We start from the raw sequence: 26,828 nt of genomic DNA, 5'->3' as shown, positions 1-26,828 counted from the left end.
TTAGTACCCAGATTTGTAAATTGTTCCCAAAAGAGCGCTGAATTAGTTTTCGGCAAATTTACTTTCGTAATTTGGGTTAATGTATTTTATGATTAGTATTCCATTTAGTTTCTACATAAACGGAAAGGGTTTTGTATGCAACAATCCGGTCCGATTGTTGAATTGTCACCATCCGTCTTGACAATGTAATTGTATCAAATTTTTTTGTAAATTATCAGGCTTTATTCAAATGGACAATCTTTATTATAAATTATCAAACTTTATTTCAAAGCCACAATAGAAGCAAATTTCCACAATGGGAGGGTTATAAAAAACCCCCTGTGACATGTTTAATCCATGCCGCAGGGGTGCAGGCTGGCTACCGATTCGAGTTTGCTACTGCCATTTTGTTATCAAATAATCGGCGTGGGCTGTCATAATTTGATATGCATGGTCTGAAATAAAATCATTGTCTTTCTGATGATTTAGCAGCAGTTTAAATCCTTTCGTATGTTTAACGATTTTATCAGATAGTCCTTTTTCCTCGTAGTGGCTTAATGCCGTCAGATGAGTCAGCAAAGAGCGTGAAGCGTCGGAATTTTTGAACTCCCCTCCTTTTTGAAAACGTTCCACAAGTTTTTTCATATTTTCGGCGCTTATTTCCACCTTTACGGCAGCCTCTTGTTCTTTCTCTTTGTTGTTTTTTACATCAAATGAAATCCAGCGGATCGTTGTATCTTCAAAAATCTCGATCTTTTCGCCCGGTTCGCGAATGTTTGCAGCCTTATAGACCGGCGAATCGGCTGTTGGTTTACTTCCGTCAGTCGTGTAATGGATGGAAGCAGGTTTGTTTTGCGAGAATGTCAAGTTTACAGTACCGTCAGGCTGACGTTCCTGTACCAATTCAGTAGTGGCCGGTTCGTTATCTTTACCATACTCCATGGCGATCTCAAACATTTTGATGACACCACTGGCATATTCTTGGTATTGAAGGTCAGCCTCCTGCCATTCCGGCTGAAACCCGCCCGGGGCGACCCATTTCTGTAATTCCGGATCCCACTGAGTACCGCCTACCTCCCAACCGAAGGCATAGATTCCATAGTTATTGTACAACTCCTCACGGACATTTCCTGCCGATGAATAAAGGACATCCGATGAGCCGCCAACATTACCTGGCTGTATGACAGAGTCACGAAGGCTTTTCACATTTGACAAAATTTCTTCAGCCATTTGCCAGTAATACTGTTCGTCGCGCAGCGGCGGTCTCGGTGTCGTGATTCGCCCGTCTGCAATATAGGAACCCGGCTGCCAGAACAACTGCCCGCCATAGCTGTGTACTGTCATGAAAAATTTAATGTTTGAAAAGTTTTCTGCAAGCCAAACAACATTCTTTGCTTCCGGCTCGGAGATTTTTCCCGGCCCCGCGTACGTATCGGAGGTACATAATGTCGAACCACCGGAATAACCGTCATAAATCGAACCGACTGAATAGTTGCGGTTAAGATCGACTCCCCAATTATTCCGGTAACTTGGATCTGCATACTCCGGCCCGCAATGATTTGTCATCGAGCGGCGCTGCATGTTCCGGTCAAAAAAGCTGTAATGTGCACCGTCGGGATTGTTTGATGGAATGATGAATATATCCACATTATTGACAATCTCCCGGGTTTTCTCATCCGTCTCATAGTTGGCGAGCAGCCTTTCGGCCGATTCCATCGCCACAAGTGGCGTGACCCATTCCCGGGCATGATCCTGCGCTTGAACCAGGACACCCGGTTTGGAGCCGTCCGTGTTCTTGCCGATTCGGATGGCCCTAATCGTGAATGGATCACGTGAAATCTCCTCCGGAGCGCTCAGAAAATCGGTTAATCTGGTTGCTGCCGCCTCTGCAACCGCTCCGCTGCCATTCCCGCTTCGATACAGATTTGCGGTTATTAATTTACTTGCGTCCGGATGATGATTAATGGCCGCCACCACTTCGGCAGCCGTACTTGAAATATCATGCGGTTCATCTTTGGCAGAAGCCAAGTGTACAGTAATATCGTTGCCGTTGACAGAAACTTCTGTTGTATCCGCACCCGGTTTACGAATCAACGCGACAGTTATATCATTGCCGCCTTCATGGCCATATGCCCTTGAAGTTACATAAAATGTGCTGTTCAGATCCCCGTTTGCCCCGCTCGTTCCCTTGCCGAATTGAGCCTGTGCATGTCTCCGGTAGCCGTTTGTCTTATTGGGGAGCTCAATGATCTCAGTCAGATCGGGATATTTTTCAGCCAGTTCCTCAAGCCGATTATATAGCTGTGTTGGATTGCGGTATCCGTCATAAAAGCCGAATTTATATCCGGGGCGGTCAAGGTCTGCCTTGGTTGGATACAGCCAGTCCTTTACCTTTGCAGTCGCCTTGCTCCCAAGCGAGCTGGATACAGTGACGGCATCCGGCCTTGGATCATTCACCTTCACCAACACACGATGGTACATATATTCACCGGAATCCTTGTAAAGGTCCATCTTTTGGGATTCATCGCCCCACGCCAGTGTTAAATCTGCTCCGTCTTTAGCTGTTGTCTTTGCCTCAACAGACAAAAAACCCTGACCTTTCGTTTTGAACCAGTCTACCCTTCCAATCGTGATGGAATCCGTTGCCTGTTCCTTCAAGTGCCGCACTTTTGCCCGTTTTATCGGAACCGGATCGCTTGCCAATCTGACACCAAAGTCCGGCAAGGCCTTCAGCTGCGTTTTTGTAAGTAATGCATCGATTTCTATCCCGCCGGGGACGCGCTCTGCACCGCCGGCAAAGTCGTACCCGGCGTTTTGCATTTCATTCAAGACATCACTGCCCGGCACTAAGATCCTCGTTAGTTTTCCTTCTTCGACCTCGGGTGTTTCAGCCGGTTTTAAGTCTCCCTTTATGCTGCCAGCAGATGTGTTTGTTACGATCGACAACAGCAGAATGATAGATAACAATATTACCATTGACCTTTTCATCCGCAATCCCTCCCTGGATTTTAGTTTTTCGTCCGCCCTTTGACGCTGACACACCCTTTAAGCCACTATCACAAAAGAAATGGTTGTCCCCTGCCTTGACTGTACTTCAGGTCCTTTAAAAAGAAAATATGAATAATTATAATAGTCTGAATAATTTTCCTATAATTCGCTGTATAAGTCAATGCCCAACAACTTGGGAAAATAAAGGGATTCATGGTAATAATAATAAAGTGCTGCAAGCATACGCTGAACATATAATTTCTCTCAAGCTTGCACTTTCAAATCTGCCGCTTTGAAGAAGTTTTGATAAAATGTCTGTATATAATGAAAAAAGAATGGTGATCCCATGTTTAAAATTTTTCTCATAGAAGATGATGCCACTTTATTTAATGAAATAAAAGACAGGCTTTTACAATGGTCCTATGATGTATATGGCGTAACAGATTTCGGGCGGGTCCTTCAGGAATTTACCGCCATCAAGCCCGATTTGGTTGTCATTGATATCCAGCTCCCCAAGTTTGACGGCTTTCACTGGTGCCGGATGATCCGCTCCCATTCCAATGTTCCGATCATCTTTTTATCATCGAGGGACCATCCGACAGACATGGTGATGTCGATGCAGCTCGGTGCAGATGATTTTATCCAGAAGCCCTTCCACTTTGATGTCCTTATCGCAAAAATACAGGCCATTCTCCGCCGTGTCTATAACTATAATACAGAGACGCTGGATATGAAAAGCTGGTGCGGCGCCACAGTGGACTATGCAAAAAATACGGTTGCCAATGAAAATGGAACGATTGAATTAACGAAAAATGAGATGTTTATTTTAAAGATTCTTATCGAAAAGAAAAATCACATTGTCAGCCGTACGGAATTGATCAAAAGCTTATGGGATGACGAAAGATTTGTCAGTGACAATACGCTGACGGTCAATGTAAACCGTTTAAGAAAAAGCCTTGAGAAAATAGGCCTCGGCACATTTATTGAAACTAAAGTGGGCCAAGGTTATATGGCGAAAGAAGAGGATCAATGACATGATCAAAAAGTTTTTGATCGAAAGATGCAGCTGGATCCTGTTGTTTTTATTTACACAGCTCCTGTTCCTTTTTATCACCTATATTGATTCAACCATTCCTGTTTCGGCTGTTCTTTATATCAATTTTTTATCTCTCATCATTTTCCTGATCTTTCTCGCAGTCCGCTACAATAAAGAAACACCTTTTTACAGAAGCCTCAATGAGTGGGACGGCAGTCTTGATTTGGCGGGTATTGCAGAAGCGGGAACCCCATTTGAAAAAATAGTGGAAAAAAGCATCACGGAGCAAACAGAAAGACAGAAACGAATATATGGTGAAAACCGGATCGCCCTGGAACAGGAAAGGGATGACTTATTATCCTGGATCCATGAAGTAAAGACGCCCATGACCGCCATGCATTTAATGATTGAACGGCTGGAAGATGAAAAGATGAAAGCCCGGCTGACGTATGAATGGCTCCGGATTCACTTATTGCTTGACCAGCAGCTTCACCAAAAAAGGATCTCATTTATCGAAAATGACCTGCATGTTGAAAGAATCGCCTTGGAGCCGTTAATTTTTAAAGAAATTAAAAGCTTGCAGTCATGGTGCATGCAAAAAGGGATTGGATTTGAAGTGGACCTGGAAGCAGATGAAGTACTCAGTGACGAAAAATGGCTCGCTTTTATCATGAGACAGCTCTTGACGAACGCCGTAAAATACAGCGATGCTGCCGACATTAGCATACGGAGCAGGACGGAAAACGAGCAAACGGTCATTGAAGTGCAGGACTTCGGACGGGGCATTGATCCGAAGGATCTGCCCCGCATCTTTGAGAAAGGCTTTACCTCAACAACCCGTCCAGACCAGGCCGCCACAGGAATGGGACTGTACTTGGCCAACAAAGCAGCCGAATCCTTGTTGATTCAAATTCAGGTAAAATCAAAACCGGGAGCAGGGACTACGTTCACCTTGATCTTTCCCAAGCAAAACGAATTTGTGAATCTCACACGCATGTGACATGATTGTCACATGCTTTTATCATTTGTTCGGCGATTCGAAGGAAATAGGCTGCTAATCCTTTTATGATAAACATATCAAGGATAAGCGAAAGCGCCTTGGTCAGTCCCGACAAGCGCAAGAGATTCCCGAGCTTTTAGCCGCCACAGGGAATGGGCTTGCGGCCTCAAGGGGCTGGGCGCTGGAGCTGGATATGAGTAAAGGAGTGAACGAACATGAGTATTCTTGAAGCACAAAAAATTTACAAAAGCTACGGGAATAAATTCAACAGGCAGGAAGTCTTAAAAGGAATAGACATTCAAGTGGAAAAAGGAGATTTTGTCAGCATCATGGGTGCCTCCGGCTCGGGAAAAACGACATTGCTCAACGTCCTTTCTTCCATTGACAAAGTGAGCCAGGGTACGATCAAAATAGATGGAAAAGACATTGTCGGCATGAAGGAAAAACAATTGGCCGAATTCCGGAAAAATCATCTTGGTTTTATCTTTCAGGAATATAATTTGCTGGATACACTGACTGTTAAAGAAAACATTCTGCTTCCATTATCTATTACAAAGACGCCCAAAAAGGAAGCCGAGCAAAAATTTCACCAGCTGGCATCCGAACTGGGCATTGAAGACCTAAAAGACAAATATCCGAATGAAATATCAGGTGGTCAGAAACAGCGGACATCCGCAGCCAGGGCTTTCATCCATGAACCAAGCATCATTTTTGCCGATGAGCCGACAGGTGCTTTGGATTCCAAATCTGCTTCGGATCTTTTAAACAAACTGAGCGGGTTAAATGATAAGCTTGGTGCAACGATTATCATGGTCACGCATGACCCGGTGGCAGCAAGCTTCTCTCGCAGAGTGATCTTTATTAAAGACGGACAAATGTACACGCAGCTGAACAGAGGCGAGGAAACAAGGCAATCGTTCCTGAAAGATATCATGAAAACCCAAGGCGTGCTCGGCGGTGTTCATGATGAACATTAATCAGATCATTTTCCGCAATCTAAAAAAGAACATAAAAAATTACTATCTCTATGTTTTTGCGTTAATTTTCAGCGTCGCCCTTTATTTCGCTTTTGTCACCTTGCAATATGACCCTTCGATGGATGAAGCAAAAGGGTCCATCAAAGGCGGTGCCGCTATCAGGACGGGTTCCATACTTCTTGTCGCGATCGTTTCTGTCTTTCTCCTCTATGCCAATAATCTTTTTATTAAAAGAAGGAGCAAAGAAATCGGCCTGTTTCAGCTCATTGGAATGACAAAGAACAAGATTTTCCGGCTGATGAGTACCGAAAATTTCATTATATACTTCAGTTCCCTGATCATTGGAATTTTGATCGGCTTTTCCGTTTCCAAGCTGATCATCATGATCTTGTATAAAATAACAGGCGTTGATGCGATTGCCACTTTGACGTTTTCGGCAAAGGCGCTCATACAAACGGTGATCGTTTTTTCCGTGATTTATCTTTTCATCCTGTTTATGAACTACTTTTTTATCAAGAGGCAAAGTATCCTGTCTTTATTCCGGATTCTTTCCTCAACGGAAGTAAAAGTAAAAAAATTATCCATTTTCGAAGTAATCATCGGAATTCTTGGCATTGTATTGATCGGAACCGGGTATTATGTTTCATCAAAATTGTTTGATGGTGATTTTACGACGATGACGGAGCTATTTTTGGCCATGACATTTATTCTGGCATCCGTTATTATCGGAACCTACTTTTTTTACAAAGGGTCTGTCAGTTTCATCTTCCATCTCATTCGCAAACAAAAGAACGGCTACCTGAACATCAACGAGGTATTGTCACTTTCTTCCATTATGTTTCGAATGAAATCAAATGCATTGCTGCTGACAGTCATTACGACAGTTTCTGCTTTGGCGGTCGGCCTGCTGTCTCTCAGCTACATTTCATACTATTCGGCGGAAAAAACAGCCCGGGATCAGGTGCCCGCAGATTTTGCCTTTACAGATGAAAAAGATGCAGATGAACTGAAAGACACTTTTAAAAGGAATCAAATCGCCTTTAGTGAAACAAAAATTCATGTTCTGCAAGCGGAGGCTAACGTTAAAGAAATTCTGGACTCCGACCTGGAAGGCATGAATTTCGATCCCAATGTCATGCAATTGTCTGTCGTCAGTGATAAAGAAATCGCTGGTATAGATGTTTCTCCCGAAGAAACGGTGTTTACCGGATATTCTGATATCTTAAAGAAGTTTATTTCTTTCAAAGAGACTGGGGAAATCAAGTGGAAAACGAAAAATGAATCAATTTCCCAACATTTCAAAGGCTTGCGAAAGGAACACATTCTTCCCTGGTATTTCACAAGCGGCGGCCTTCCGGTTGCCATTGTAGACGATACCGTGTTTAACCGTCTGAAACAGGATCTGAATCCGGATATTCAACAAGAATCTTCTATCTATATTGGCATAGATCTGAAAGACGAAAAAGATATAGAAAAAGCAAACAATATTTTTGACACACTGGAATTTAACGAGACTGCCGCTCAGGATTCTTTGTTTAACATGCTCAGCACCCAAAAGCAAACAATTGGGCTGGCCATGTTCATTGTCAGCTTTTTGGGACTTGCCTTTTTGATCACTTCGGGCTGCATCCTCTATTTCAAACAGATGGACGAAAGCGAGGACGAAAAACCGAACTATACCATCTTGAGAAAACTCGGATACACACGCGGCGACCTGTTGCGGGGCATCCAAGCCAAACAATTGTTCAACTTCGGGATCCCGCTTGGAATCGGATTGCTCCATGGCTATTTCGCCGTTCAGTCAGGATGGTTTCTTTTTGGAACAGAATTGTGGACACCGATGCTGATCGTGATGCTGGTCTATACTGGTTTATATTCCATTTTCGGAATACTATCTGTCCTGTATTACAAAAAGATCATTAAAGAAGCATTGTAAGGAAGCTCCGGGCATTTTAGCCCGGAGTTTTTTCATTTTGAAATTTTTTTCTTTTAATACCGAAAAAGCTTGGGCAATGCAATGTTCGAGCAGGTTTTACATCAGATATCCCATTTAAATAATGCCTTCTGCTGATGCAGAAAGCATTATTGTATCAGGATGACGAAGTACGATATAAACTTATATCATGCTCCTGATCAGTTTTTCGAGAAAAATGGGCAACTGTACAAACGCACTGTCGATATGAAGCCGTTCCGTACGCTGATGGGCATCTTTTCCGAAAGGGCCAATATTCATGACAGGAGCTTGGAGTTGACGCATTTCAGAAAAAGGAATATGATACAGTTTTCCCCAGACTGGCGTATTTCGTTCATAGGCTGTCCAGCCTTCACCCTTATCCTGATATCCAACATAGCTCAAATCGCATATCCCGTTAAAATAATGGACTTGGTTTACTTCCAGGCTAAATTCTTCTGCCGCTTTTTTTACAATTTGAACCGATTTTTGGACGAGTTTTTCATGGGATGAATTGACTGCCGGGTAATAGGGCGGAGCAAATAGCAATACGATTGCGGGAGCCAGCTCCTGGCATTTAATCATCAATTTGTCGGCAATTCCGATGGATTTTTCACGCTCATCCAAGTTCCTATTTTCAAGTATTTCGCTTTTGAGTTGTTCTAATTGCTCCGTGCCAAACTTTTTCTCCGCATAGGAATGCAATGCATCATAACGGAGTACTTTCACTTGGCCGACTCCAGCGGTCTGTTCTTGCCGGCAAATGGCTTTATAAGAATGATTGAACCGTTCAGCCGCATCCATGGCAGCTTGTTCAAACAAATCCATGATTTCGGCAGGCGTTCTCTTCATTAAAAATACATTGTATAGCGCCGCTGCCCGATAAGGAGTCTGTGTCGAATACTGCATTTTTAAATCCTTTTGGAGCAAGGATACCGGCAGCGGTGTGCTTTCTCCAAAGTCATTTTCTGCAAAGTTTTTGTTCCACTCCATCAATTGTGTCAAAAAAGAAGCGATATAATTTGCCGTAATGCCTTTTAGCGGTTCCCCCACGTGGGTTTCCTTGCCGTAAATCAAGGCTGCCGGCATAATTTTTCCCAGCGTTCCTGTATAAATATAATATTTTTCGTCACCCGGCATTTGGGAGAAGGATGGCTCGCTATTTAAAAACATCTTATATGATAGGTTAAATCGTTTCCGCAATTGCACGAGCACTTTAACAGCAGCCCGCATACCCGCCGAATTAACCTCTTCATCCGGAACAGTTGCCAGCAGTAAATTGATCGGCCATTGTTCGACACTTGCCTTTTCGATCAGGGCCATATGAAGGGCAAGTCCCATTTTCATATCCATCGTTCCGCGGCCAAACAAATATTTGCCCGATTCCAGATCGGCACGGGCCTCTTCCGGAAGCTCTCCCTTTCGTTCATGAAGAGCTTTTGTCAGCTTTTCGGGATTGAAAGCAAGCGGCTCCAGATCTCCATATTCTTCTGTTTGTACAGTATCAAAGTGGCTCAATAGCACAATCGTGTCTTTTGCATCTTTATTTTTATATAATGCTGTTACAGCATTGCGTCCCAAACCGGCGTCATGCAGCGCTACATGTTCGGGATTTTGTTGAAAATACGCGAGTTCCCCGAGCTTTTTCTCCAGCTTATATGCAAAACTTCGTTCACCATCTGTCAATGTTTGGCTTTTCCAGCCGACAAGCTCACATAACAACTTTCGAAGTGAATGAGGTGAATTCCACAAAAAACTTGCCATTTTTCATTCTCCCTTTTTATAACGAATTACATAACATGATGATCGTCTTTGTTGTTTAAAGACAGGTTTTTTCTTTTTTGTTTCGACATACGAAATTGATAATAGCCCATACAAGCAACAAAAAAGGCAACACCATAAAACAAGCCCATTCTTTGTGAAGGATCAAATGCCAAAAAGACCAGAATAAAGAGGCAAAATCCTATACAAAATAATGGCACAAAAGGATAAAACCGGACTTTATACTTCAAGTCTTCTAATTTTCCGCCATCCCGCAAATATTTTTTCCTAAACATATATTGTGACAAAGCTATGCCCATCCAAGAGATTGTTACAGAAATTCCGGCGATTGACATAAGCAAAACGAAAACGGCATCCGCTTCCATCACACTTGTCAGCAAGGACAACAAGGAAAACGACATTGTAAACAGCAGGGCCCTTAACGGAACTTTCCGCTTCGATAATTTCCCAAACCACTTTGGAACCATTCCCTCTCGAGACATTGACCATAATAAGCGTGTTGAAGCATAAAGACATGAATTGCCAACCGAAAGAATGGCTGTCAGTATGACAAAATTCATGATATCCGACGCAAAGGGCACTCCGGCAATCTCCATCATTGTGACAAACGGACTTTCCATTAGGCCGAGTTCAGATGCCGGGAAAATGGCCGATAACACTACAATGGACGCAAGGTAAAATACAATGATTCGAAACAATACGTTTCTGATGGCCCGTGGAATATTTTTCCCGGGGTCATCGCTTTCTCCCGCGGCAATACCGATTAATTCAGAGCCTTGATAGGAGAAAATAACATTCATCATCGTAATGAAAACGATTGCAATCCCTGCAGGGAAAAGTCCGGATGGGGCCAAATTTTCAAAGAAAGGCGCAGGACGGTCTTCCAACGGTATGACACCAAAAATACCGGCACATCCAATAATAATAAATGCAATGACCGCCAACACTTTAATTCCGGCAAACCAATATTCTGCTTCTGCAAAACCGCGGGTTGTCAAGGCATTTAAGGAGAAAAGCAAACAGATAAAGATAGCACACCAAATCCAAATGGAGACATTTGGAAACCAATGCTTCATTAATATGCCGGCTGCCGTAAACTCAACGCCAGCGGTAGCTGCAGAACCTACGAAATACATCCAGCCGAGTGAAAAACCGGCAGCGGGACTAATATAGCGTGTGGCATACGTTTGAAACGACCCGGTGACAGGCATATAAACGGCTAATTCGCCGAGGCACACCATGACCATATATAAAATCAGCCCGCCAAACAAGTATGCCAATAGTGCTCCGCCTGCACCGGATTGATTGATCGTATAGCCGGCATTCAGAAATAAACCAGTACCGATCACACCCCCCAGCGATAACATAAACAAGTGCCGGCTTTTCATCGACCGGTTTAATTCGTCTTGCTGACCGTGCTGAATAGACATACATTACAAACCTGCCTTTCATTAGGTTGACGGACTTGGCTGTAACATCCTTGATGTAAAATAAATATCTAAAACCTTAAAGATAAACAGCTTAAGCCTCCATCCTGTTTTTGAAATTCTGACATTTCCAGTTCAATCGTTTTGTAGCCGGCCGCTTGGATGTTCCTCTTGGTCGTTTCAAATCCTTTGGGAATTAAAACGTAATCATTAACCAAAATGCAGTTTGCCGAATATTCCTCTTCAGGAGGTACAATAATTTTTTGATATGGGGCAAAAGCCGGATGATCGATAAATTCTCCCGCCGCCACAACCAGGTTATCACCGAGATAAGTGATGCCTGTTTTTAAGTGAAAAAATTCCTTCAATGGAACGATCGTAGCTTTATAATTTTCTGAGGTCAAAATGTCCTTCAATTGGCGAGCTCCCGCTTCATTTGTACGATCCGAAATACCAATATAGAAATGATCCTCAATTTGCAGGATATCACCGCCATCCAAAGTACCTGGTGACTGGATGTGATAAAACTTTTCGTAGAACTTTTCAAGAACCGTTTCCATCCCTTTAATTTCACCGTTCCTTGAAGCAGCTCCCGGATTTGTGATGACTGCAAATTCAGGCGTCAGGACAGCGGTATCCTCAACAAAAGTGGAATCGGGGAATTGTTCACTTGCCGGCAAGTGTGTAACCATAACTCCGCATTTTTGCAACGCTTCCACATAAGCAGCATGCTGTTTTAATACTTTTTCATAATCGGGAATGCCGAGGCTGGATGTCGTTAGTCCCTTCACATAACTTTTCCCTGGTGTTTTGACAATCACGTTTTTATACAACTTTCATTCCTCCCCCTGATTCATCACGTACAACCGGGCAAGTCAAACAAGTCGGGCCGCCCGTACCTTTATAGCTAATTTCTTTTCCCTTATATTCATGAACCTTGGCTCCAGCTGCCAGCAGCTGCTTTTTTGTGATTTCGTTACCTGAAACCATTACACATACACGCGGAGCCAGTGCAAGCACATTGCATCCCAACTGATGATATTCCTCCTCGGGAACTTCAATCAGTTGAAAACCGCGTTCTATTAGGATTTTTCTGAAAAAAACAGGCATTAAACGAGAATGAACAACCGCCAAATCTTGATCTACGATGCTAATGATTGACATCAGATGCAGGCACTCGTCTTCTCCGCGATCGTGAGGCAATGGAACAACAATAAACTCATCAACTAAATGCTTCGTCATCTCCCGCAATTGGCGAATTGCTTCCTCATTTGTGCGATAACCAAGCCCGACGGCAAGTGTTCGATCGTCAAGCCAAAGGATATCGCCTCCATCCGCTACTGCATCACCGGTTAATTCTCCAAGGATTGGTATTTTTTTCATTTTTAGAAATTCTCGATATACCTTTGCCTCAGGCTGCCTTAATGCTTTCCCGGATTTTAAAACGATGGCTCCTTCCTTCGTAAATTTAACCGGATCATGCGAATATAAAGAATCAATCCCAACTTCAGATGACGGAGGCAAGTATTCAATGACTTGAACGTGCTTTTTTAAAATGGCAATAAACTCTTCATATTCATTGAAGGCTTCGTCATAATCGGGTTCTTCAATATAATGAAATACCTTCCACTCTTTATTGAGATTTTTTTGACTAAGGAAAGCGTCTCTAGGATGTTTAACAATAACATGCCGCAAAGGCTTATACATTGAAGAGCAATAATTCAACCAACTTCACCTCCTGGTTTTTCCGTTCAACGGAAATCATTTTCAATAATTGGAATGTTTGTTTTTAATATATACACTCCCGTGGTATGATGTCAATAGAAAAAGAGTATTTCAATTCGTTTCATTTCAACATAAAAATATGAAAAAGGGGAAAGCTGAAATGCAATCCATAGACAGGGCTATGAAAATCATAAAAGTGCTAGTTTCCAAATCTCAAGACGGGCTATCAATATCCGAATTATCAAGAGAATGTGATCTGCCGGTCAGTTCCATGCACAGAATGTTAAAAGCGATGATCAAACACGGGCTGGTCCAGCAGGATGAAGAATCCAAACGGTATGGATTGGGAAACATTTGGCTGGAATACGGCTTGCAAATGTACGACCGGATGGATTATATCAGCAAGATCAGGCCTGAATTGGAAAATTTAATGAAAAAAGTGGAAGAGAGTGTTTATTTGAGTGAGCCCATTGGGCATGAAGCACTTGTCATTGAACGGATAGATTGCGAAACTAATCCGATTCGCGTGTATGACCAGCTTGGTTCCCGCATTCCCATGCATATCGGGGCTGCAAATAAAGTCATGCTGGCTTTTATGCCCGATCATCAATCCGAAAGCATTATCCATGCCCTTCTTCCCGAAAAAGAAAGGAAAGGTTTTTCCGAGGAGCTAAAAAAAATAAAGCAAAGAGGCTACAGCGTAAGCCATGGTGAGAGGACCGAAGGTACTTCATCCGTTGCCGCTCCCATTTTAAATCATTTTGGAGAGGTGCACGGGGCTGTCAGCATCGGTTTTGTCAGTTTTCATTTGTCAGAGGAGCGCCTCGATTTTCTCATAAAAAATGTCGTTGCTGCCGGGCATGAAATTTCCAAGAAATTGGGGTATAGAGGACATCTAAAGTAAACCCCGGGGAAAAAGTTGCTGCCAACCAAAAAAAGGCCGTCCGAACAGGATGTAAGGCGTCCAAAGAGCGAAAAATCAAATTGGACATTCCCGCTGCTTCGGACACGATTAAACGGGGGGGAACCGGTTTTCCGATTTCCTCCGCTGTTCGGGTACGATTAAACCCGGGTTGATGACCATTTTTCAGGTTCCCTCCACTGCTCGGGCTACCGTTTCAAAACAACAAAAAAAGGTGTCCAGAAAGTCAGCGAAAATGGATTTTCTGCGACAACCCTTTTTCTTATATATCAAAAAGATCCATGTAAAAAGCTAATTTTGGAAATAGCGGCAAGTACCATTGCATGTCCGGGAATCATCACTAACGACTAAACGTATTTGTTCGTCACAAGGTGCTCATCAACCTCCCCAATGGAAGTTCTCCCTGAAATCGCCAGCTGCAACTCCGTTTCAGCGATAAAGTGTTCCAATACTTTTGTTACGCCGGTTTCTCCCGCAGCTGCGAGCGCGTAGGCAAAAGGACGGCCAATCAGCACAGCTGAGGCACCAAGGGCAATGGCTTTTAATACGTCAGCTCCTCTTCTTATTCCGCTGTCCAATAAAACCGGAGCGTCTTGTCCAACGGCCTTGCGAATAGACGGCAATACATCCAATGTGGCCACGCCCCCATCCAGCTGCCGGCCGCCGTGGTTCGAAACGACTATCCCCTTGGCTCCGTGTTTTACAGCCAGAATGGCATCCTCAGGATGGGTAACCCCTTTTAAAAGAACAGGAAGTTTGGAATGATTGCAAATATATTCCAAATGTTCCCATGTAAAATGAACATTGTTTCCTTCTTCCAGGGCTTTTTTGCTTGCCGCCTTCACGTTTTTCTCCGGAGGCTCTTTCAGTCTTGACAGAAATACCGGATCGGAAAAGAAATTTCCCATTCCTTCCCCTGATAAAAAAGGCAAATAAGCATTATGTAAATCTTTTTCCCGCCAGCCAAGCAATGTTGAATCAATTGTCACAACAATCGCCGAATAGCCGGCATCCTCGGCTCTTTTTAAAAAACTGTCCGTCAACTCCCGGTCAATGGGCGGATACAATTGAAACCATCTCAGGGCATCCCCCATGGCTTTTGCCACTTCTTCCATCGACTTGGTTGAAACATTGCTGAGGATATAAGGAACACCCAGTGCAGCCGCTGCTTTGGCCGGGGCAATTTCGGCTTCCGGATGGAGGATGGAATTAACGCCAATCGGCGCCAGCATGAAAGGGACGGGAATCCTTTTCCCAAGCAAGTCGATCGAAAGATCCCGCCGGCTGACATCCCGGCAAATCCGCGGTTGTATTTGATACTTTTGAAATGCCGCCAAATTCGCCCGCATCGTGTCGCCCGCTCCGGCTTCCCCCATTTACATAATCAAAGGGACCCGCCGCCAAAATTTGCTTTGCCCTCACTTCCCAATCCTTTATGGAAACCGGCAGCAGTTTAGCTCCTTCATCCTTGTTTTCATAAAATTTCATCTGAATGTCTTCGCAATTACTCAAATGAACACCCTCCCAAACGCTTACTTGGATGGAAGCATCCCTAACGTATTATTGCCTAAAATGGTATTTTAAATGGCAAAAATCAAATTAAAACTGATCAAACAATTGAATAAGGCCTTCCGTTAATCGGAAGGCCTTTAAGGAGTGAATATTATTTTACATTTTCCAAAAATAACCGGATGACATCCGCTCCGCCCACAAAAGTGCCGATCGAGCTTCCCAGGTTGGCAAGTACTACAACTAGCAGTATTCGTGTGACTTTGTTGTTCCAAAATCCTTTTATACTGAAAATATCCTTCGCAAGATTTTCGAAGTCTCTTACATGCGGTTTACTCACCATGGCCTGAACAATTCCTGCAAACCAGCCCGCCGCAAGAAGGGGATTTAAAGAAGTGATGGGCGCCGCAACGAATGCGGTCAATATGGCGAGCGGGTGCCCCAGTGCAACCGCTGCTCCTATTGCGGACAGAGCACCGTGCCATAACACCCAGCTGATGGTCTGCTGGAGACCTGCAGACGGATTGGCAAAAAAGGTGTAGGCAATGACAGCCAAAATAAGAATGGGAATGGACCAGCCGATGATTTTGGGGATATTGGATTTGGGCGGCAGCTCCGTTAAGCGTTTTAAATCATGATCCTTCTTGATTTCATTCACAATACCTGGCACATGGGCCGCTCCCAACACGGCAACGACTTTATCTCCAGGCGCTTCCTTAATTTTTTGAGCCAAATATTGATCACGTTCGTCAATTAAAGGGACTTTCAATTTAGGGAAATGTTCGGTAAATTCCTTTAAAATGGCGTTGATCGTGTCTTGGTTCTTCATCTTTTCCAATTCTTCTTCCGTGATTTTTTCATCACTGAAAATGCTGAAGCATATTTGCGTCAGCAGCTGGGCTTTTCCCCAAAAGCCTACATTGCTCCAGATGCGGGCAAAAGTCACCTGGATATTGCGGTCTGCCAGGACAAGATGGGCACCTGTCTCCTTCGCTGACTCAATTCCCTGGATCATTTCCTGCCCGGCCTGTATCCCAAACTGGTTTGCCATCCGCTTCTGAAAAGAAGAAATCGCCAGATTCATTAACAGCAGCGTCGCCTTTTTTTCCTTGATCACCTTAAAAATATCCATGTCTTTCCATTGATTTTTATTGACAATCGACTGGTACCTTTGTTCATCCAGCTCCACGCAAACCGAGTCAGGCAATTCCGATTCAATGACGCTTTTGACTTGTTCTGCACTTTGCTTTGAAACGTGCGCTGTTCCGATCAAAATGATTTCTTTATCATTTAACTCTATTCTTGTAACGTTCTCTTCAGACATATAAGTACCTTCTCCTAGATCCTATTTTTGAATGGTCTCGTTTCATATTACTTTGCCACTGCGGGATTAAAGCCGCAAGACCTTTTTTAAAAACAGTGTGATTTTTTTCATGAATAGCTGCTGAAGAAGGTATCATCCCCTGTACAATTTAAAACGAGACTCCGCGATGCGGACATTAGATCAATGATGTATTGAACGTTGGGAAGGGCGGAACAGGCGGGGAAAATTAAATATATAAATGATCGGGAGCGGTACTATGAATTCGATTGAACAAGCCAAAAGCTGAATCCATTCAATTACCCGAAAGAGCAAGTTCGAAAAAATGGCCGGTGTCTGATTGGATCGACGAAATAAACGATTTAGTATGAATGGAAGAAAGCCTGGATCTTTTATGATTGTTCCAGGCATTTTGGATTCTTTCACTCTTTCCTAAGAACCACTAAGGGCATCATCGAAAGCCGCAGGAAGTGGAATAGCTTGGTATATAAAAGATGCCGCTGTTGGAGTGTATACCGCCGCTCATCGTTACGGTCTGTTCCCAAGAATGTTTTGACTTAGTCATAAGAGGTTCAATTCTACTAACTTCCGAAAAACGGACCGATACCCTTCTCCTGTTTCAAACCAAGCAACTCTGAAACAGTGACAAATTGGTAGCCTTCATTCTCCAACGCCGTCAGGAGCTCTGGCAGTGCATCTGCAGTGGATGGATGGATATCGTGCATTAGAACAATTCCCCCCGGAGAGACGGCGCTTTGAACCATCTTCTTTACAGACCGGGCATTCCGGATTTTCCAATCTGTAGAGTCGACAGACCAAAGAATAATAGAATCACCATTTGCTTTAGCGTAATCTTTTAAGTCATCATTATAGGCTCCATAAGGCGGACGAATCAGATTTACAGCAATACCGGTTGCTTCTTTTATCTTCTCTTTCGTATAGTTCATTTCCTCTTTCATTTTGCCGGGACGCATTTTCGATAAATCCGGATGGCTTTTTGAATGATTGCCGATTTCGTGTCCTTCCTCCGCCACTTTCCGGGCAAGATTCGGGTAATAATCCACCTGATTTCCGAGCATAAAAAAAGTCGCTTTGGCATTGTGTTCTTTTAATGTTTTTAGTACCCTTGGGGTGACCGTGGCACTTGGCCCGTCGTCAAAGGTTAAAGCTACATATTTTCCATCCGGATTCAACTTCATTTGCTCTTGGCGAATCATATTATCTTTTTCCAGCTTTTGTTCCTTTGGCATTTTCAAGAAAGAGTCCACGTCTTTTTTTAAGAAGATATACATTTTTTCGATAGGGATATCAATTTCAACAGCTCCCGCGGCTTTTGAAGCTATTTCATATCCATTTATGTATAATGAAAAAGTTTTCCGGTCAATGGACCACTCCCAATCTTCCGGGCTTTGCATCAACCGATTCAATTTTTCACCGGGGACAAACGGTTGTATTTCTTCATTTTGCCGGAGCTCTTTCAATACAATCTTCCGAATGTCTTCCAGACTTTTTTTATTTAATTCCAATACATCGCCGATTTCAAGAAACCGCTCCTCTTTCATATCGATATTAAATATCTTTACGGCGTCCTCCCCTTTTGCTCCCCCCGTCATCTGGCTGGTACGGAAGACCAGACTATAAAAGTCCTCCGTAATCCGGTTTGTTTCCATTTGAATGTTCAAATGTGCAGGTTCACCCTTGGGAAGATTTTCTCCATAATGCTTAACTGCCTTCAAAAACGCCTCTTTCTTTTCCTTTATCCATTCATCAATATAACGATTGATTTTCTCACTATCCGTTTCGGGATGATTTATGGAATATGTATATTGATCTGTTTGCTTTGTTACAGTTTTCAGGTTTATTTTTGGATATCTGCTGATGATTTTCTCCTTTTGAATTTCTTCCTGGGCTTTTATTTTGGAAGCACCTGCCAATTTATGAATTCCGCCGGCAATCAAAAGGATTGCGATCATAATCGTAATCGTAATCCATCCGGGTAATTTAATTCGCTTCACCAATGAAATCTTTCCCTTTGATATATTTTTATAGAAAAAATCAAGTCTATCACACTTTTAATTTTACAATATATTATCAAATATGACAATTGGGTTACAAAGTTTTCCATTAAAACTCAGCTTTATAAATCGGGATGACAATTTCATTTTATTGCCCATTGAATCGTCAACAATTCGTTAAAGTTTGGCATATAAATCGTATATAATAATGGTACACACATTTTACAGAGGAGGAACACTATGAAAAAGCTAATGACAGCTCTATTTGCCGCAGCGCTCTTCTTTTCTCCTGTTGGCAGCCATTTCTTCCAGGACCATTCTCCAGTTGTTGAAGCCAAAGGGTATAAATCAGGAAAGAAAAGTTTTAATATGCAAAAAAACCCTTCTAATATCCAGAAACAAAAACAGGAAGCGCCAGCAACGAAATCTCCAAAGCAGCAAACAAATCCGAAAGGCGGATTCTTTTCAGGGGGCCTTATGAAAGGGTTAATGTTTGGAGGTCTTGCCGGTTTACTGTTTGGAAGCCTGTTCGCAAACATGGGAGTATTGGGGCCGCTCTTCGGATTAATGATCAATCTTGCAGCGATTTATTTTTTGATCGTAATTATCCGCAAAGTCTTTGAATCTCTAAAAAAACAGAAAAAGAGAGAGGATATGAACCCGTGGGGCAGATAATCATTACAGAACAAGATATAATAAATGCCATTTGCATCGATCAATCCCGCAAAAGAAACGTGCAGCCGCAGGAAGTGGAAGTTGAACTAATGTTTGACGATGACAGCGGATTTACTGCGGAGGCTTATATCCACGGACAAAAGCTGGCCCTGCAGACCATTCATATCATCGAAGCCGTCCGGGTGTGGCTGGATGAAATGTTAAATGAAAACCCTTTTGCCGGTATAGAGCTCGTTTTGGACGATGAGGAAGGTATTGTGGCGGTTATCAACACATAAGTGAAGGCGGGTGTCCAACAAGTCGATATTTCGGCTTTTGGACGCCCTTTTATAAGTTAAACTAGAAAGATCCTATTATTTGCTTAACCAATTCCCTGTTTCGCTCTTTAAACATTTCATTATGGGAGGAAACCATACCGAATTCATCTGCATCGGGCTGAATATATTGCTTCGCTTTATTCACCGCATTTGCTGCATCCTGGAAGGCACCGGCAATTAAATGCAATTTTCCCTCATGTTTTAAAATGTCCCCCGCTGCGTACAGCCCCTTTACCGAAGTTTCGCTGGATGCATTCCCGGCAATACAATCATTTTCTGCTCTCGCAATTTCCAACTTGCTGTGATCAAGGAGGGACATATCCCGTTCATAGCCATGATTAATAATTACTTCATCAATGGGAAGATTCGTCACTTCGCCTGTTTTCACATTCGTCAACTCCACCCGTTCAATCGCTTCATGTTTTTTACAAGCGATGAGTTTTGTAATCGTCGTATTCAAAAAACAAACAACGGAGCTGTTCATGAGTTGGCTCACTTGCGCTTCATGCCCGGTTAATTGATCCTTTCTATAGGTTAGATAAACACTTTTGGCAATCGGCTCCAATTCATTGGCCCAGTCAATGGCCGAGTTTCCCCCGCCGGAAATGATCACCGTTCTATCCTTGAAACGTTTTAATGATTTGACCGTATAATGCAAATTTGATACTTCAAACTTTTCGGCCCCTTCTATCTCCAGTTTTTGCGGTTTCAAAACTCCGCTCCCAACAGCAGCAATAACCGTTTTCGAAAAATGCTGCTCCCCTGAAGCCGTATGTAAAATAAACAATCCTTCATCATTTCGTGTGATCGATTCCACTTTTTCATTCAAAACGACTTCCGGATTGAATGTCAAACCTTGCTCCACAAGCTGTTCAATCAATTTTGCTCCCGGAATTGGCGTCAAGCCCCCAACATCCCAAATCATTTTTTCCGGGTATACATGAAGCTTCCCGCCCAAAAACGGCTGATATTCAATCAGCTTTGTTTTCATTTCTCTCAAACCACTGTAAAAAGCCGAGTAAAGACCTGCAGGTCCTCCCCCGATAATCGTTACATCAAAAATGTCCGTCCGCTCCATATTCTTTCACTCCCAGAATTTTATGCATAATGGATTATTATTCTCAATAAAATGGTTGAACTAATGTACACGCCTTTATATTTGATTATATCGAAATTGATAATCATTCTCAAATGAATAATGGCTTATTGGGGGCAAAATCATGATCCGCCTATATACGGATGCGCTTAACGCGGAGGTATGACGGGCGTTTGATCGTAAAAGATCTCCGTGAAGAAAATTTCTGACAAATTACAACCATGATCAGTCCAAACAGATGCAGAAAGTCAACCTTGTTAAAAGGAATCACCCGAATTATTTCACAGGAGTCAGGTGCCGTGATCCGTTACGGAAAAATATCCCGAAAAGAAAATGCAAATGATTCGCCGACACAAACCCCGGAAAGTGCTAGTGGATTAACGGTGGGTTAACTGGTTTTTCCGGGCAAGCTTCCCTTATCAAAAAGGTTTCGGACGTAACGAAAAAGGATATCGAAGTGATTGACGGATCCCTTCAAGTAAAACGGGTATCGGCGATTTTAAATACTGGCCATGTGGCTGCTCGGAGCTTCCTATTTTATATATTTACTGATGAAAAAGGATTAAAAAACGTGACTGCGTCTGGTATCTCCAAAAAAAAATTCAAACGGTATCGTCCTGGTTAAGCCGATACCGTTTGTTTAATAAAATGGACCTTTTCCTCTATTGAACCGAGCCTGACTGTGGTTTTACCCGGTGTTGTTTCCGGGAAAAACGGCCGTTTCATTACATAGGATAGCTTTCGATTTTTTACAATCAATTACCAGCCGCGTTCCTGCATTCTTTCACCAGGATTGAGTGTATTGATGTCGATCCCTTTCATTGCCGCTCCCAATTCTTTGGAAAGCTTACCGATAAGATCGTAATCCGTGTAGTAAGTTGTTGCTTGAACGATGGCACTCGCAAATTTTTCAGGGTTTTCGGATTTAAAGATGCCGGATCCGACAAATACTCCGTCTGCTCCAAGTTCCATCATCAACGCCGCGTCTGCAGGAGTGGCCACGCCGCCTGCTGCAAAGTTAACGACTGGCAGTTTTCCTTTTTCTTTGATTTGCTTAAGAATTTCATACGGTGCTCCAAGATTTTTCGCTTCAGTCATCAGCTCATCGTCATTCATTCTTGTGATCTTGCGTACTTGGGCATTCACTTTGCGGATGTGGCGGACAGCTTCCACGATGTTGCCTGTTCCAGGTTCCCCTTTTGTCCGCAGCATGGCAGCCCCTTCCCCGATCCGGCGGGCAGCCTCCCCCAAATCCCGGCATCCGCAGACAAATGGCACGGTAAATTCACTTTTTAAAAGATGGAATTCTTCATCTGCGGGTGTCAGGACTTCACTTTCGTCGATATAGTCGACGCCCATCGCTTCCAAAACCCTTGCCTCTACAATGTGGCCGATCCGGCATTTTGCCATAACCGGAATCGATACGGCATTCATCACTTCTTCAACGATTCTTGGGTCAGCCATTCTGGCAACCCCGCCTGCTGCCCGAATGTCAGAAGGCACTCTCTCCAGGGCCATAACGGCCACTGCGCCTGCAGCTTCAGCAACTTTCGCCTGCTCTGCATTGACTACGTCCATAATGACACCGCCTTTTTGCATTTGTGCCATTCCCCTTTTCACTGTCTCGGTACCCAATTCTTTTCCCATTCATCCCCACTCCATTCAAGTTGTGATTTGTTTCATTTGCCATTATTATAGAAAGTAAGTGATTCTGTTAAAAGTACCAGTTTTCACTAAAATGATAAGGTCAGATAAGGAGGATTGATAAAATGGATATGTTAGCTTGCAATTTAAACCGGTCCATAGACGTTCCTTTATATGAACAACTCTATTTATATATTAAAAAAGAAATTACGGAAGGCCGCCTCGAATATGGCTCCAAATTGCCGTCCAAACGAAAGCTATCCGAATTTCTAAAAATCAGCCAAAATACAGTGGAAGCCGCCTACGATCAACTAATGGCGGAAGGCTATGTCGAAGGTATTCCGCGAAAAGGTTATTTTGTGCTCGCCTATGAGGATTTGGAGTATGTGCAAACAGCCGCCGCCACCTCGTATGCACCAGCAGAAGAAAAAGAAAGCATGAAGTATTATTTTCATCCAAGCTGGATCGACACGAAGCATTTCCCGTTTGCCAAATGGCGAAAGTACGCGAAAGACACAATAGACGAACAGCATCACTCGCTTCTTTTATTGGGCGACAAACAAGGGGAATTTGAGCTCCGCCGGGAAATTGCCCATTATCTCTATCATGCAAGAGGGGTGCAATGTTCACCCGGGCAAATTGTGATTGGCGCCGGCAGTGACTTTCTTTTACAACAGCTCGTTTTATTGTTTCATAAAAAAACGGTGTACGGAGTAGAAGATCCTGGCTACCATGTCATCTCCCATATTTTAAAAAGCCATCTAAATGAAGTGCAGCCCCTGGAGGTTGATGAAGAAGGCGTAAAGGTGGATACACTTGACCAAACAGGAATCAACGTTGTCTATGTAACACCTTCCCACCACTTTCCTTATGGATCCGTCCTTTCGGTCAACCGGCGGATTAAGCTGTTGAATTGGGCGGCGGGACATGCAAATCGCTACATTATCGAGGACGACTATGACAGTGAATTCCGCTACAGCGGCAAATCCATTCCTTCTCTGCAGAGCATGGACCAAAGCGAAAAAGTCATTTATTTGGGGAGCTTTTCCAAATCACTCATCCCTTCTCTGCGGATCAGTTACATGGTACTTCCCCAGAAACTGTTACAGAGATATAAAGATGAGGACATTTTCTTTTATCATTGTTCAGTCTCCAGGATTGACCAGCACATCCTGGCCCGGTTTATGAAAGAAGGAGATTTCGAAAGGCATCTAAACAGAATGCGGAAGATCTACCGAAGAAAATTAGAGAAAACATTAGACATCTTAAAGCCTTATCAGGAAAGCGTCGAAGTCATCGGCGAACATTCCGGCCTTCACATCGTCCTTGGCGTTAAAAATGGCATGAATGAACAAGAACTTGTTCGAAGAGCTGCAGAAGCAAAAATAAAAATCCACCCTCTCTCCTTTTATTCGCTGGAGAAAAAAGTGGAGCATCCTCCAAAAATGATACTTGGATTTGCCGGAATCCCGGAAGATCAACTGGAAGCAGCCATTACGTTGTTGTTAAAGAGCTGGGAAATTTTATGAACCATTATTAAGATGGCGGGATTATATTTCAAATTACAAGTAATAAGAAAGAAAAGGGGGGGCAAGAAAATTGATCAATGAGCAAGCGACCATGTTAAATCCAAAAGGAACTGGACGGTGCAAAGAATCCAGTCTAGGGCTTGGTGTAATCACAAAAGATCAAAAGTGGGTAACCGGACAAATATGTGACGATATTGGGAAACCGGGATTGGTAATTGCATTTTTGAAATAGGGTCCACAACCAAAACATTCACCAGTCCATTATTGGCAAAGTTAGTCCGTGAAGGAATCATTTCCCTTGATGAACCAGTTACAGCATTTAAACCGGAATATCTGCCTCCCACCTCGACACTTCCTCCCGAACGCGCGGGGCAACTTCTGTTCCGAGCAGTTCGATGGCTTTCATGACCTCATGATGGGGCATTGTACCAAGCGGTACGTGAAGCATAAAACGGGTAACGCCGACATGTTTACGAAGGTGGATGATTTTCCGCGCCACGGTTTCCGGATCGCCGACATATAGTGCTCCCTCAAAACTCCGCGCCGCGTCATAACTGGACCGATCGTAGCGGCCCCAGCCGCGTTCACGGCCAATTACATTCATCATGTGCTGGGTAGACGGGAAAAATGTATCTGCCGCCTCTTCCGTATTTTCCCCTATAAAACCATGGGAATGAGAGGCTACCCGAAGCTTCGACACATCATGCCCCGCTTTGGCGGCCGCTTGTTTATAAAGTTTTACAAGCGGCGCAAACTGTACCGGCCTGCCTCCGATGATGGCAAGCGCAAGCGGGAGTCCAAGCCGGCCCGCCCGAATAACCGATTGTGCATTGCCCCCGCTTCCAATCCATACCGGCAGCGGATCCTGAACAGGTCGCGGATATATACCAAGATTGTCAATGGCCGGGCGGTGCTTTCCTTTCCAGGTCACCTTCTCGGATTTGCTCAGTTCAAGCAGCAATTCAAGCTTCTCTTCAAACAATTCTTCATAATCATTTAAATCATAGCCGAACAGCGGAAAAGATTCGATAAACGAACCCCTTCCCGCCATGATTTCCGCCCGCCCGTTCGATATTCCATCGAGTGTGGCGAAATCTTGGAATACCCGGACCGGATCATCAGACGAAAGCACCGTTACCGCACTCGTCAGCCGGATCCGTTTTGTTCGGGAAGCGGCAGCCGCAAGCACAACGGCAGGGGCCGAAGCAGCAAAGTCCTTTCGATGATGTTCGCCTACCCCAAACACATCCAATCCAACCTGATCAGCAAGGACAATCTCTTCGACAACCTCGCGGATCCGCTGAGCATGACTGATCACCTCACCTGTTTGAACGTCAGGCGTTGTTTCAACAAACGTGGTCACTCCGATTTCCACTCATATCCCTCCAATATGGGTCGTTCACCTTCAGTTACTTAAAGTAATAAACTAATTTTGTGATATTCATTTGTTAAAATCAAGTTTTTTACCTAATGTAAAATGGAATATTCATCCAGTACCGCTTTAAACAATTAAATTTTCCAATAATGACAAGTAAAGCAAGAATCGATATACTCTAATTACCGTTAGTCATTTTTTATTGAAGGAAGGTTGATTGATTGTATGAAAAATACGCCGCTAACAAAAGTTTGGTTTCAACCGTTCGCCAGTTCGGATGAATATCAGGAGATGCTGTCAAATTTACAAATCAGTTCTCAATTTGATATGAGATTTCGTGGACTTTACGAATATTACGGAAAAGAGTTCATTGCCTTCAAACGCGAGAACCCCCATAACCCATCCCGCAACGAATTTCTCCGGATTTTTTCTTCTTATATGACTGATTACCTGGAAGATGGTTGCCCCTCCTCTTGGAAAGATTGCAGACCTTCATTTTGGAAAGAATTCATTTTATATTATTTTCCCTGTAGAATGAGGGTAACACCCGAACAAAAAGAAGTGGATCGATTGCTTCCGCAATTGATAAAGTTTGTTTCATGGCTCGATAAAAGAGTGGGTACATCATGGTCAAGCATAGTGAAAAAATATGCCCAAGAAGCCTACTTCGAGCTGAAAACTTGCGAATCTCTGCTAAACTTCCTCTTTTTAATTCAATACCCCCGGATTTTTAATGATGATTGGAACGCAACAAAAGATATAGATAAACTGGAAGAATTACTTAGTAGCCTTCATGATTCTTTTATTGGCTATTTTCAAATCAAGGAAATCTCGAAAAATGTTGTCATTGCCACTAACATAAAAGATCAGCGTATATACCGTATTAAAGACTTGCAGAACAATACGATGGCACCAGGCTTTCTTTTACATGGCTGTATCGGAAAAAGAAGCAATGAAATGTTTTGGACATGGTGTTATACGAGTGGCGTATATCCAAAAAGAGCAAAAAAGTTTATTTTGCGAATAAACGACTGAGCTTTCCATGAAAAAATGCTATGATAAAGGCGTCAAGTTTGTTGCCTCATATTTGTTGAAAAAATCAATAAGAGGAGAATAACCGATGGAAAAGAAGCTTGAGCTCATTCTGGAAAAGTTGGGAGAACTTGATTCCATAAAATCAGAGATTCATTCATTTAAAGGTGAAGTCCAAGGAAAATTTTATTCAATAAAAGATGAATTAACGAAACTGAACGATAGAGTCACGAATATTGAATCAACAATGGCTACTCAAGAGGATATTGCACATATGGCCACTAAAGAGGATATCGCCGATATGACTACCAAACAAGACATGGCCCGTATGGCCACTAAAGAAGATATTGCCGATATGGCTACCAAACAAGACATCGCCCGTATGGCCACTAAAGAAGATATTGCCGATATGGCTACCAAACAAGACATCGCCCGTATGGCCACTAAAGAGGATATTGCCGATATGGCTACCAAACAAGACATCGCCCGTATGGCCACTAAAGAGGATATTGCCGATATGGCTACCAA

23 protein-coding genes are annotated in these 26,828 nt (G+C 43.2%); 11 read left to right on the top strand and 12 right to left on the bottom strand.

What is annotated here, in order from left to right; translation table 11 throughout:
• Nucleotides 1–375: 375 nt before the first annotated feature.
• Nucleotides 376–2,967 carry a M14 family metallopeptidase gene (locus AB1L08_RS15625; protein ID WP_413065579.1) on the bottom strand — a complete coding sequence of 864 codons (2,592 nt, stop codon included), beginning with the start codon at nt 2,965–2,967 and terminating at the stop codon, nt 376–378.
• Between the two features lie 346 nt (nt 2,968–3,313).
• Between AB1L08_RS15625 and AB1L08_RS15620 the strand changes: the two genes are divergently transcribed.
• From AB1L08_RS15620 to AB1L08_RS15605, 4 genes are all read left to right on the top strand, one after another.
• On the top strand, nt 3,314–4,000 hold the full coding sequence (locus AB1L08_RS15620; protein WP_413065578.1) for a response regulator transcription factor: 687 nt from the start codon (nt 3,314–3,316) through the stop codon (nt 3,998–4,000).
• 1 nt (nt 4,001) lies between these two features.
• Nucleotides 4,002–5,003: a sensor histidine kinase gene (locus tag AB1L08_RS15615; protein ID WP_413065577.1), complete on the top strand. Its 1,002-nt coding sequence runs from the start codon at nt 4,002–4,004 to the stop codon at nt 5,001–5,003.
• 215 nt (nt 5,004–5,218) lie between these two features.
• Nucleotides 5,219–5,980 (top strand): ABC transporter ATP-binding protein, encoded by a 762-nt coding sequence (locus AB1L08_RS15610; RefSeq protein ID WP_413065576.1) that lies wholly within the window; start codon nt 5,219–5,221, stop codon nt 5,978–5,980.
• Entirely contained in the window at nt 5,970–7,916 is a 1,947-nt protein-coding gene (locus tag AB1L08_RS15605; RefSeq protein ID WP_413065575.1) for an ABC transporter permease, read from the top strand. The genes AB1L08_RS15610 and AB1L08_RS15605 overlap by 11 nt, the downstream gene beginning before the upstream one ends.
• Nucleotides 7,917–8,096: 180 nt before the next feature.
• Here AB1L08_RS15605 and AB1L08_RS15600 read toward each other — a convergent pair whose 3' ends face one another.
• From AB1L08_RS15600 to AB1L08_RS15585, 4 genes are all read right to left on the bottom strand, one after another.
• A complete protein-coding gene (locus tag AB1L08_RS15600; protein ID WP_413065574.1) occupies nt 8,097–9,695 on the bottom strand; it encodes a M20/M25/M40 family metallo-hydrolase in 1,599 nt (532 codons plus the stop codon).
• 26 nt (nt 9,696–9,721) lie between these two features.
• Entirely contained in the window at nt 9,722–11,143 is a 1,422-nt protein-coding gene (locus tag AB1L08_RS15595; RefSeq protein WP_413065573.1) for an amino acid permease, read from the bottom strand.
• 68 nt (nt 11,144–11,211) lie between these two features.
• The gene (locus AB1L08_RS15590) at nt 11,212–11,973 is read right to left on the bottom strand and encodes a dimethylarginine dimethylaminohydrolase family protein (RefSeq protein ID WP_413065572.1); all 762 of its coding nucleotides are present in this window, start codon (nt 11,971–11,973) and stop codon (nt 11,212–11,214) included.
• Nucleotides 11,966–12,847 carry a dimethylarginine dimethylaminohydrolase family protein gene (locus AB1L08_RS15585; protein WP_413065581.1) on the bottom strand — a complete coding sequence of 294 codons (882 nt, stop codon included), beginning with the start codon at nt 12,845–12,847 and terminating at the stop codon, nt 11,966–11,968. Before AB1L08_RS15585 ends, AB1L08_RS15590 begins: the two co-directional genes overlap by 8 nt.
• A gap of 178 nt (nt 12,848–13,025) precedes the next feature.
• Between AB1L08_RS15585 and AB1L08_RS15580 the strand changes: the two genes are divergently transcribed.
• Nucleotides 13,026–13,769, top strand: coding sequence for an IclR family transcriptional regulator (locus tag AB1L08_RS15580; RefSeq protein WP_413065571.1), 744 nt, complete (start codon nt 13,026–13,028; stop codon nt 13,767–13,769).
• Between the two features lie 365 nt (nt 13,770–14,134).
• On the opposite strand, the gene AB1L08_RS15575 is transcribed toward AB1L08_RS15580, so the two are convergent.
• From AB1L08_RS15575 to AB1L08_RS15560, 4 genes are all read right to left on the bottom strand, one after another.
• Nucleotides 14,135–15,100, bottom strand: coding sequence for an alpha-hydroxy-acid oxidizing protein (locus tag AB1L08_RS15575; protein WP_413065580.1), 966 nt, complete (start codon nt 15,098–15,100; stop codon nt 14,135–14,137).
• Nucleotides 14,997–15,299, bottom strand: coding sequence for a hypothetical protein (locus AB1L08_RS15570; protein ID WP_413065582.1), 303 nt, complete (start codon nt 15,297–15,299; stop codon nt 14,997–14,999). Before AB1L08_RS15570 ends, AB1L08_RS15575 begins: the two co-directional genes overlap by 104 nt.
• A gap of 151 nt (nt 15,300–15,450) precedes the next feature.
• A complete protein-coding gene (locus AB1L08_RS15565; RefSeq protein WP_413065570.1) occupies nt 15,451–16,620 on the bottom strand; it encodes a TraB/GumN family protein in 1,170 nt (389 codons plus the stop codon).
• Between the two features lie 578 nt (nt 16,621–17,198).
• Nucleotides 17,199–18,632 (bottom strand): polysaccharide deacetylase family protein, encoded by a 1,434-nt coding sequence (locus AB1L08_RS15560; protein ID WP_413065569.1) that lies wholly within the window; start codon nt 18,630–18,632, stop codon nt 17,199–17,201.
• Between the two features lie 240 nt (nt 18,633–18,872).
• Between AB1L08_RS15560 and AB1L08_RS15555 the strand changes: the two genes are divergently transcribed.
• Complete coding sequence (locus tag AB1L08_RS15555; RefSeq protein WP_413065568.1) at nt 18,873–19,307, top strand: hypothetical protein; 435 nt, start codon at nt 18,873–18,875, stop codon at nt 19,305–19,307.
• A complete protein-coding gene (locus AB1L08_RS15550; protein WP_413065567.1) occupies nt 19,295–19,585 on the top strand; it encodes a DUF2653 family protein in 291 nt (96 codons plus the stop codon). Before AB1L08_RS15555 ends, AB1L08_RS15550 begins: the two co-directional genes overlap by 13 nt.
• Nucleotides 19,586–19,646: 61 nt before the next feature.
• Here AB1L08_RS15550 and AB1L08_RS15545 read toward each other — a convergent pair whose 3' ends face one another.
• Nucleotides 19,647–20,702 carry an NAD(P)/FAD-dependent oxidoreductase gene (locus tag AB1L08_RS15545; RefSeq protein ID WP_413065566.1) on the bottom strand — a complete coding sequence of 352 codons (1,056 nt, stop codon included), beginning with the start codon at nt 20,700–20,702 and terminating at the stop codon, nt 19,647–19,649.
• A gap of 777 nt (nt 20,703–21,479) precedes the next feature.
• On the bottom strand, nt 21,480–22,367 hold the full coding sequence (pdxS, locus tag AB1L08_RS15540) for a pyridoxal 5'-phosphate synthase lyase subunit PdxS (RefSeq protein WP_413065565.1): 888 nt from the start codon (nt 22,365–22,367) through the stop codon (nt 21,480–21,482).
• Between the two features lie 122 nt (nt 22,368–22,489).
• Here pdxS and pdxR point away from each other — a divergent pair, with 122 nt between their 5' ends.
• Entirely contained in the window at nt 22,490–23,893 is a 1,404-nt protein-coding gene (gene pdxR / locus AB1L08_RS15535) for a MocR-like pyridoxine biosynthesis transcription factor PdxR (protein ID WP_413065564.1), read from the top strand.
• A gap of 70 nt (nt 23,894–23,963) precedes the next feature.
• Complete coding sequence (locus tag AB1L08_RS15530; RefSeq protein WP_413065563.1) at nt 23,964–24,125, top strand: hypothetical protein; 162 nt, start codon at nt 23,964–23,966, stop codon at nt 24,123–24,125.
• Nucleotides 24,126–24,212: 87 nt separating this feature from the next.
• On the opposite strand, the gene AB1L08_RS15525 is transcribed toward AB1L08_RS15530, so the two are convergent.
• On the bottom strand, nt 24,213–25,268 hold the full coding sequence (locus tag AB1L08_RS15525) for an LLM class flavin-dependent oxidoreductase (RefSeq protein ID WP_413065562.1): 1,056 nt from the start codon (nt 25,266–25,268) through the stop codon (nt 24,213–24,215).
• Between the two features lie 225 nt (nt 25,269–25,493).
• Between AB1L08_RS15525 and AB1L08_RS15520 the strand changes: the two genes are divergently transcribed.
• A complete protein-coding gene (locus AB1L08_RS15520; RefSeq protein WP_413065561.1) occupies nt 25,494–26,303 on the top strand; it encodes a hypothetical protein in 810 nt (269 codons plus the stop codon).
• An 85-nt stretch (nt 26,304–26,388) separates the two neighbouring features.
• Nucleotides 26,389–26,828: hypothetical protein (locus tag AB1L08_RS15515; RefSeq protein ID WP_413065560.1), on the top strand; the 440-nt coding region annotated here is incomplete at its 3' end.

Origin of the sequence: Siminovitchia jepli, assembly GCF_047228825.1 — a bacterium.
Lineage (GTDB): Bacteria > Bacillota > Bacilli > Bacillales > Bacillaceae_C > Siminovitchia.
Note: the sequence above shows the minus strand (reverse complement) of the source record. Positions and strands in the feature narration are given on the sequence as shown.

Excerpts from the sequence above, each read along its gene's own strand:
- AB1L08_RS15625 (WP_413065579.1), bottom strand. The coding sequence starts at position 2,967 with ATGAAAAGGTCAATGGTAATATTGTTATCTATCATTCTGCTGTTGTCG.
- AB1L08_RS15620 (WP_413065578.1), top strand. The coding sequence starts at position 3,314 with ATGTTTAAAATTTTTCTCATAGAAGATGATGCCACTTTATTTAATGAA.
- AB1L08_RS15615 (WP_413065577.1), top strand. The coding sequence starts at position 4,002 with ATGATCAAAAAGTTTTTGATCGAAAGATGCAGCTGGATCCTGTTGTTT.
- AB1L08_RS15610 (WP_413065576.1), top strand. The coding sequence starts at position 5,219 with ATGAGTATTCTTGAAGCACAAAAAATTTACAAAAGCTACGGGAATAAA.
- AB1L08_RS15605 (WP_413065575.1), top strand. The coding sequence starts at position 5,970 with ATGAACATTAATCAGATCATTTTCCGCAATCTAAAAAAGAACATAAAA.
- AB1L08_RS15600 (WP_413065574.1), bottom strand. The coding sequence starts at position 9,695 with ATGGCAAGTTTTTTGTGGAATTCACCTCATTCACTTCGAAAGTTGTTA.
- AB1L08_RS15595 (WP_413065573.1), bottom strand. The coding sequence starts at position 11,143 with ATGTCTATTCAGCACGGTCAGCAAGACGAATTAAACCGGTCGATGAAA.
- AB1L08_RS15585 (WP_413065581.1), bottom strand. The coding sequence starts at position 12,847 with ATGTATAAGCCTTTGCGGCATGTTATTGTTAAACATCCTAGAGACGCT.
- AB1L08_RS15580 (WP_413065571.1), top strand. The coding sequence starts at position 13,026 with ATGCAATCCATAGACAGGGCTATGAAAATCATAAAAGTGCTAGTTTCC.
- AB1L08_RS15565 (WP_413065570.1), bottom strand. The coding sequence starts at position 16,620 with ATGTCTGAAGAGAACGTTACAAGAATAGAGTTAAATGATAAAGAAATC.
- AB1L08_RS15555 (WP_413065568.1), top strand. The coding sequence starts at position 18,873 with ATGAAAAAGCTAATGACAGCTCTATTTGCCGCAGCGCTCTTCTTTTCT.
- AB1L08_RS15545 (WP_413065566.1), bottom strand. The coding sequence starts at position 20,702 with ATGGAGCGGACGGACATTTTTGATGTAACGATTATCGGGGGAGGACCT.
- pdxS (WP_413065565.1), bottom strand. The coding sequence starts at position 22,367 with ATGGGAAAAGAATTGGGTACCGAGACAGTGAAAAGGGGAATGGCACAA.
- pdxR (WP_413065564.1), top strand. The coding sequence starts at position 22,490 with ATGGATATGTTAGCTTGCAATTTAAACCGGTCCATAGACGTTCCTTTA.
- AB1L08_RS15520 (WP_413065561.1), top strand. The coding sequence starts at position 25,494 with ATGAAAAATACGCCGCTAACAAAAGTTTGGTTTCAACCGTTCGCCAGT.